The organism is Candidatus Kryptobacter tengchongensis (assembly GCF_001458555.1).
GTDB classification, from domain to species: domain Bacteria; phylum Bacteroidota; class Ignavibacteria; order Kryptoniales; family Kryptoniaceae; genus Kryptonium; species Kryptonium tengchongense.
Window position 1 is genome coordinate 1 of sequence record NZ_CZVH01000104.1, and the last position, 6,912, is coordinate 6,912.

A 6,912-nucleotide genomic window follows, 5' to 3' on the forward strand; every position below is an offset into this window, starting at 1 on the left:
GATCTTCCCTTCAACAAGGTAAAAAACAAAAATCGCCATTGATAAGATTAAAAAAATTCGCTTCATCTCATTTTTCAACTTTTATTTCAATAGCCCATCTCAATCTCGGTTTCTCATAAGTTAGGCCAATCGGAAATATCATATTTACGCTCAATCTGTTAAAACTCGCGATTAAATTTTCAGCGATGGATGGAATAAATGTAAAAGGTTGAAATTTAATTTCAAAACCATAGTCATATTTAAGTCCAGAATGATATAAAATCACATAATCCTTTGTTGTATCTTCTAGGGGTTGTACCAAAGGTGGTGATAATTCCCCCGTTTTCATAATACCTATATCTCCGAAGGCAGAAAATTTTATCTGCCCGAGGGGCGGGAAATTTCTCAGCGTTAAAAATGTTAAGTCAAAACTCAAACTTCCGCCTTTTTCAACCCATGTGTCAGTTCTGTCAAAATAACCCCTTAAATTCAAATCACCTTTTAAGAACAACCTTGCCCTATCGGAAAATTTCTCATTGATTAAGTAAATCATCCTAAAGGATTGATTTAAAAATTGCTCGTGTGGATTTGCGACGAAATAGAACTTTTCTTGCGATGGAATTTGACCATAAGAATTCACAAAGTAAAATCTCGTTGCGAACTCAAATTTGCTTAAAATCGTATTTTGTTTTACTTCAATTGAAAACTTTGTAAAATTTTTAGAACTGTTTGATGAAGTGGTTTTTAAGGTAAAAGTTCCATATAAAGATGTGCTACCAATTGTGTGAGCTACCCCAGCTGTAAGCCCAAGTGCGTTGAACTTTCCTGAGTCCCATCGTAGATTTGCAAAAGGCATCTTGTTCTCAACGAGCATGGTATGTTCAAAAAACAGTGAGATATTGTAAAATGGTGGAATTGTCAGGTAAAATGGTCTTATATCTTTGAAGATTTCAAAATAAAGCCTCCTCAGACCATGAAGTTTGAAAATTTCAATTTGAAAACCGCTTAACCTTCCAAGTATTGGAAAGGTGTTGTTGCGATAGTTTATAAAGTAATCAAAATTTTTAGTCTTCGTGTTGAACCATATACCAAGTTTTGTCGCATAATAATCAAAAAGGTAAGCTCCATTTATAAAAGCTCCAAGTCTTGCTCCATCTCTTTGTGCAAACCAAATTGATGGTCTTATACTAAACCAATATCTTTCAAGAGGTGGGTTTAATTGGGTTTGTTCAAGTAATCTTATCCGAACCTTGTTGAAAGCACCTGTTCTATTGTTTAACCTGTTAACATCTCTTAATTTCAATCTACTGTCAATTTCAAGCATTTTCACTTTTTTATCAAATGAAAGTTCAAATTCGTAAACGGGGTTAACCCAAAACCATGGCGGAAGGATAATTGCGTTGGGTTCTTGTTTGGGTTTGAGTTGAAGATCAAGCGGAATTATAACTTTTTGATAAGTTTCATCTTCAAAATAAATGTAAAGGTCAACTGGCATAACTATTTGACCACAGTTGCGCAATTTAACTTTGATTTTATATTTTTCGCTACCATTTTCACGCACCCATTTCCCAGAGAAATTTTCAATAGCATAATCACACTTTCTCGTGGTTTTGAGCCATTGATCAAAAAACCAATCAAGTTCCATTCCACTTATTTTTTCGGCGATTTTTTCAAAATCCTTCGTTGTTGGATGTTTAAAACTCCACTCTTTGAAAAATTCCTTCATAACAAGGTCAAATACGCTATCCCCGATTACATATTCAAGCATATCAAAAATAGAAGCACCCTTGCCATAGACAGCATTGGTATAGGTCGTTGATTCCCGAAAGAAATCTGAATGAAAAAGCACAGGCTCTTCATAACCAAATTGGGAAAATCTTATGTAGTTTCTATAACCGCCAAAGATATCCGATTCTGGAATTAGCAATTTATAAATTCCAGAAGATTCACTCCATTTTTCACCGAGCAATTTTTTAAAAACCCTCGGGGTTACAAAGCTTGCGCCACCTTCATCTATCCACGCCTCTTTTGATTCATTGTTTCCAATCAAACCATAAAACCAATTATGCCCGATTTCATGTGCAAGAATTCCAATCATGCTTGTTCTCCCACGGCGTCCAGTTATCATTATAAGCATTGGGTATTCCATCCCACCGTCGCCTGCTTGCGCAACTGTGAAACTTTTATAAGGATACTTGTAGAACCATTCACTGTAGAATTTTATTATTTCCTTTGTAAACTTTCCTGCCTCACGCCAGAGCATATAGACATCTGGTTGATAGAGAAGATGGACTATAACAGTATCATCTTCAAGCGTCAGCCATGTGATTTCGTGGATGTAATCCCTATCCGCAACCCAGGCAAAATCGTGCACTTTTTCAGCTTTGAAATGCCATGTTTTTAAATCCGTCTTTAAATCTTTTTTCCATTGCTGTGGGAATATCACTGTATCAACAGCGCCGAGTTCATATCCGCACATGACCTCAGCTGGATTCTGAATTACACCTGTTGCTCCAACGAGATAATCTGATGGCAGAGTTATCTTGACATCAAAGTTTCCCCATACCCCATAAAATTCACGCTCAATGTATTGATCCGCATGCCAACCCTCAAAGTCATACTCGCAAATTTTGGGATACCATTGAGCCATGCTGTAATCAATGCCCTCGCGATTATTCCTGCCGTTTCTTCTTGTTTGCTTTGGAATTTGAGATTCAAATTCCATTTCAAGTTTAACATAATGACCGGGGGCAAGAGGTTTTTTAAGCCTTGCTCTTAAAATTGTATCAAAAATTTCAAAATCAACATCTTCATCATCAGCTTTTAAAAACTTAACATTTGTCCAGCCGTATTCATCAGGTTTCAGCGACCTAATTCTTTCCCCAAGCCCATTTTTAATGACATCACCACGAATTTGCATTGAACTGCCCGGTCTGAATGCATTTAAGTATAGATGGTAATAAATCTCCCAAAGTGTATCAGGAGAGTTATTATGATAAATTGCTATTTGTTTGCCAGTGAGTTTATGTGTTTTCGTGTCAAGAAAAACATCCATTATATAATCAACATCTTGTTGAAAATAACCGGGTCTTTGAGCAATGGAAAAAGTTGATAAGATGAGAATAGGGAGAAAAAACTTTATGAATCCCATGTGAAAGCTTCTCTTATCTTTTGTATTTCTTCTTCTGTGAGTTTCAAATTCACTGCTCCAACATTTTCTTCAACCTGTTCTGGGTTTCTTGCCCCAACAATTGCTGTTGTAATGCCAGGTTGTGAGAATGTCCAGTTGATGACAATTTGAGCAAGTGTTGCGTTTTTTTCTCTTGCAATTGGTTTTATTTTTTCAAGCGCATCAAGGATTTTCTTTCTGTTTTCGGGTTGAAACCAAAATTGTTTTTTTCTTAAATCGCCACTTTTAAATTCCGTCTCCATTGTTATCTTGCCCGTCAAAAGTCCCTGTTCAAGTGGGCTATACGCTAAGATTGAAATTTTATTTTCAACGCAAAGTGGCACCAATTCGCTTTCTATCCAGCGATCCACCAAGCTATATTTTACCTGATTGCTTTCAACCCTTGAATATTTTAGTGTTTCCTTTAGAAGGTTTACATCAAAATTACTTACCCCGAAGGCTCTTATTTTTCCTTGTTCCTGAAGTCGTGTCAAAGCCTCAAGCGATTCATCAATTGGAGTTGTTTTATCAGGCCAGTGAATCTGATAAATGTCTATGTAATCTGTGTTAAGTCGTTTCAGACTCCTCTCACATTCTTCAATTATTGAATTTTTTCGCGCGTTTTTATAGACATAGTATCTTTTCCCGTTGAAATAGGTGTCAAAGAAAAACTCGCCCTCATCTTTATCCCAGCGCAAACCACATTTCGTAGCTATGATAACTTCATTTCTTCTACCTTTTATTGCTTTGCCAACTATTTCTTCTCCTAAGCCAAATCCATAAACTGGAGCTGTGTCAATGCAGTTCATCCCGAGATCAATTGCCTTATGAATTGCTTTGATTGCAAGTTCTTCATCTGTCCCGCCCCAATACCATCCGCCGATTGCCCATCCGCCAAAGGTTATAACGGGGATTTGGATTTCTGTTTGTCCTAATTGTTTGTATTTCATCTTTCATCACGCATTTGTTTTTGATATATTGTATCCGTAAAGCCAATATGCAACTCTGTCACTTTTGTTTCTAACTGAATGAACCGCACCTCTTGGAATGAACCATTCGTCACCTGGATTTAACTCTGCTACTTCACCCTCACATTCAATTTCAAGTGTGACATTTAGTGGTGTGACAAGTTCATCGGTGTCGTGTATGAAATTTTCCCACCTTTGTCCTGGAGGGTCAACCCATATATCGCTTGTAAATCCACGCTCTTGCCATTCTTTTTTAATTTCTTTCTCTTCTTTACCAAGCCATTTCCCTCTTTCAATGAACAACGGCATGGTTTGAGGATTTTTGTTTTTGTTAAAAATTTAAAAGTCAGCCAGATATAAAAGCAACTTTAAGTTCTGAATTGCTTTATTTTTAAGACATCGTTAAATTTAAATAGGTTTCCAATTACTAATTTTCAAACAAAATTTCAGTCCAACGATGCAGGATAACTATAGGAAATATCTTGAGACAGCGAAGAAAATTTTTGAGGAAAACAAAACTTTAACTCTTGTAAGTCGGGGTAAGGATGGGAAAGTATGGGCAGGTAAAGTTTATTTCGGTGAGGAGGATGGGTATATTTATGTAGCGCTTGAAAGAGGGAAAAATTATAACAACATCATTGAAAATCCGAATGTGTTTTTTGTGATAGAGCATGGCGTTCCCGATAGATTTATTCAAGGCGAGGGTGTCGCTGAGGTGCTTGGGGATATAACTGAAAGACCAGAAAGGAGTGTAATTTTTAGGAAGGCAATTGAATTGGTTGTATATGCGAAGAAAATTCCCGGCGTTACGCTTTTTAGAATAAGACCGACTAAACTTTACATTTCTGATTTCACGGAGGAATGGAAACCAAGGATTGAAATTGATGTTACGGATGAGGTGTTAAAAGTTTTTCAAACTAAACTTAAGACAAAATATAAGTTTTTTAAAGTTGCGTTTAGAGCTATAAGACCTTTTGCATTTCCAGCAACCATTGCTCCCGTTTTGCTCGGAACTTTTATAGCTCCCCATGTTTCAATCCCAATGTTTCTTCTAACCTTCTTTGGTCTTATACTTGCTCATTCTGCTGTAAATGTTTTGAGTGATTATTTTGATTATATTCGTGGTGCTGATACATGGCGTGTGCTTGGCTCAAGCCGTGTCCTCGTTGATGGCTTGATGAATCCCAAGCATCATCTATTTTTTGGTATATCCTTGCTTTTGTTATCACTTATTATCGGATTTTATTTCGTTTTCGCAATTGGTAATAAAATTTTGTATTTCATAATTCCGGGTTTGATTCTTGGAATTTTTTATACTGCTCCACCTGTCGGGTTTAAATATAGAGCGCTTGGCGACCTTGCTGTTTTTCTTGCGTTCGGACCTATAATGACACTCGGAGTTTATTATATTCAGGCAAAGGAGATCTCCTGGCTTCCCGTTGTCTTATCAATCCCGATTGGTTTATTAACAACAGCAATTTTGCATGGAAATAATTTTAGAGATATAAAAGAAGATCTTGAAGCGGGATATAAAACACTAGCTGGAATTTTGGGAATCAAAGCATCAAGTTATTACTATACTGGGCTTGTTGTCCTTGCTTATTTGTTGATGGCTTATTTTATCATTAAAGGGTATCTCCCTGTTGCTTCGGTAATTTCATTTATAACTTTGCCAATTGCTTTGAAAAACATCAAAATTTCTTTCAACCAAGCACTTGTTAATTTTACATTTCTTGATCTGTTAACTGCTAAACTTCAACTTTATTTCTCATCCTTGTTAATCACAGGCGTAATTTTGGGAAAATTTTTGATTTAAACTTTGAAAAATAAGCTAAAAGCTCACGATGAAAATTACACTTGGTTTAAAGCTTGCAGCTGATATTTTGACAACTTTAAGATTTTTAATAGGATTTTACATAGTGAGGTTTTCATATTTTGAACCGCAGGATGGTGTGCCCTCGGCTTCGCTTTTGCTGTGGATTGCATGGGTGACAGATTTGCTTGATGGACCAATTTCACGGCTTGATCCAAGGAAAATTCAAACTTGGATTGGAAGACATGATTTAACTGCTGATGTTATGGTTTCGCTTGGATGTTGGCTCTTTTTAGTCTTTTCAAATTTGATCAACCCTTTGATTGGCTTTGGTTATATCTTGTTGGGCGCGTTTCTCCTTTGGTATTTCAAATCTGAATATTTAGCTTGGGCTTTGCAAGCACTGCCTTATGGATTGATGATTTTAACCGCATTGAAATATGCGTTTGTCTATGGAATATTGCTTATCGCATGGATCATAATTGTGGTCATCGTGACATGGCCCAGGTTTCCGAAATATACACTGCCAGAATTTTTAAGGGGGATGAAAGCGTTGTTTAAATGAGAAGTAGATAAATTTTTTGGGGTCCATGAACCCCTTGAACGATCACCTTCTCAATATCAGCTGTTCTGCTTGGTCCTGTGATTAAAAGAATTGAATCAAAGTCTCCACCAACCTGTGCAAAAAGTTCCTCAAAAGTCGGACATATTTTATTTTCTTGTGCAATTACAATGTGTATCCTTGGCAAAAGCAAACTTGATTTAAATCTTTTTTCATTATGGATGAAAACTATCGTTCCAGTTTCAGCTACTAAAAAATCACATCCAGTAATTGATACATCAACCTCACTGAGATGCTTTTCCGAATGTGGTTGGGTTATTATCTGATCAGCCTGTAAGCTTTTTATGATATCATCTATTCCCCGTTCAAAGCTTTCTGCGAAAATCTTCCTCGCATTTTCAGAATAAATTATCTTTGATAG

The 6,912-nt window shown here is 36.5% G+C and carries 6 protein-coding genes; 2 read left to right on the forward strand and 4 right to left on the reverse strand.

From position 1 onward, the window contains the following. Positions 1-67: 67 nt before the first annotated feature. The 3 genes from AT685_RS07910 to AT685_RS07920 are packed head-to-tail and all read right to left on the reverse strand — an operon-like array spanning position 68 to position 4,425. Positions 68-3,130 carry a M1 family metallopeptidase gene (locus tag AT685_RS07910; RefSeq protein WP_072152215.1) on the reverse strand — a complete coding sequence of 1,021 codons (3,063 nt, stop codon included), beginning with the start codon at positions 3,128-3,130 and terminating at the stop codon, positions 68-70. Beyond that, positions 3,118-4,098 (reverse strand): aldo/keto reductase, encoded by a 981-nt coding sequence (locus tag AT685_RS07915; protein WP_072152216.1) that lies wholly within the window; start codon positions 4,096-4,098, stop codon positions 3,118-3,120. Before AT685_RS07915 ends, AT685_RS07910 begins: the two co-directional genes overlap by 13 nt. Before the next feature lie 6 nt (positions 4,099-4,104). After that, on the reverse strand, positions 4,105-4,425 hold the full coding sequence (locus AT685_RS07920; RefSeq protein WP_072152217.1) for a cupin domain-containing protein: 321 nt from the start codon (positions 4,423-4,425) through the stop codon (positions 4,105-4,107). 148 nt (positions 4,426-4,573) lie between these two features. Here AT685_RS07920 and menA point away from each other — a divergent pair, with 148 nt between their 5' ends. Further along, positions 4,574-5,932, forward strand: coding sequence for a 1,4-dihydroxy-2-naphthoate octaprenyltransferase (gene menA, locus AT685_RS07925; protein WP_081040649.1), 1,359 nt, complete (start codon positions 4,574-4,576; stop codon positions 5,930-5,932). 28 nt (positions 5,933-5,960) lie between these two features. Next, the gene (locus tag AT685_RS07930) at positions 5,961-6,494 is read left to right on the forward strand and encodes a CDP-alcohol phosphatidyltransferase family protein (RefSeq protein ID WP_072152218.1); all 534 of its coding nucleotides are present in this window, start codon (positions 5,961-5,963) and stop codon (positions 6,492-6,494) included. On the opposite strand, the gene AT685_RS07935 is transcribed toward AT685_RS07930, so the two are convergent. After that, a partial coding sequence (locus AT685_RS07935; RefSeq protein ID WP_200741677.1) for a LutC/YkgG family protein occupies positions 6,487-6,912 on the reverse strand: 426 nt, incomplete at its 5' end. The genes AT685_RS07930 and AT685_RS07935 overlap by 8 nt on opposite strands.